The following is a 798-nucleotide window of genomic DNA, read 5'->3' as shown; positions in this document are numbered from 1 at the left end:
GCTAGACCAATAGCAGCAGCTTGTCTTGCTTCTTTCCGAACATCCTGAATAGCATAATTCAATGTCTCAAACTTCATATCCGTATAGGATTTCGACTCGTTAACAGCATCATTGACAAGACCACTAACTTTCTCATCCGTATACTTATTGGCATCTTCAAGAACTATCTTCATCTGCTCTTCAGTATAATCATGCAACTGACCGCCATTAACAGCTTGCTGAGAACCTGTTTCAATCTTGCCTGCCGCTACATTGTCTATCATAACAGGTTCGCTGTCATTGCCTCCTACTAACGTAATGCTATTGGTCTTTTTCCCATCACTATCTTTGTCATAGGAAACAACGCCATCCGTTACGGCTACTTCAATATCTTTCACATGTTGATCTATCGTATCTACTTTGTCTTCGACCTCTTTTACCCTCTCATTCGTGCTCCAAAGCTGACCACCATTAACAACTTCTTGCGAGCCTTCTTCTATCTTACCATCCAATACATTCGTAATCTTACTCGACTTACCATCATGCTTCGCATCATACGCGCCTTCTTCTTCATTCCAATTCAAACCATTGCTCGCCACATTCTTCTCAACATCATGAATACGCTCGTTGATACTCGTCATACCATCACTGACACCATCAAAAGCTCCTGCTACATCATGATAGATCTTCTTTTCTGACGAACTACCATCAGAATTGAATTGCGCAACCTTGAATTCCGGAGCCCTCCATTCGCCACCTTCATAGCTAGCTCCCCCTCCTAAATACATCGCTAGCGTCTGATGCAAGGAATAAAGCTGA

1 pseudogene is annotated in these 798 nt (G+C 42.5%); it reads right to left on the bottom strand.

The features are described 5' to 3' along the window. A pseudogene (locus tag ACFIM6_RS10030) lies at positions 1–798 on the bottom strand (hypothetical protein); the annotation flags it as partial.

This window comes from Bartonella sp. AA9NXGY, from assembly GCF_042196845.1.
GTDB lineage: Bacteria > Pseudomonadota > Alphaproteobacteria > Rhizobiales > Rhizobiaceae > Bartonella.
Note: the sequence above shows the minus strand (reverse complement) of the source record. Positions and strands in the feature narration are given on the sequence as shown.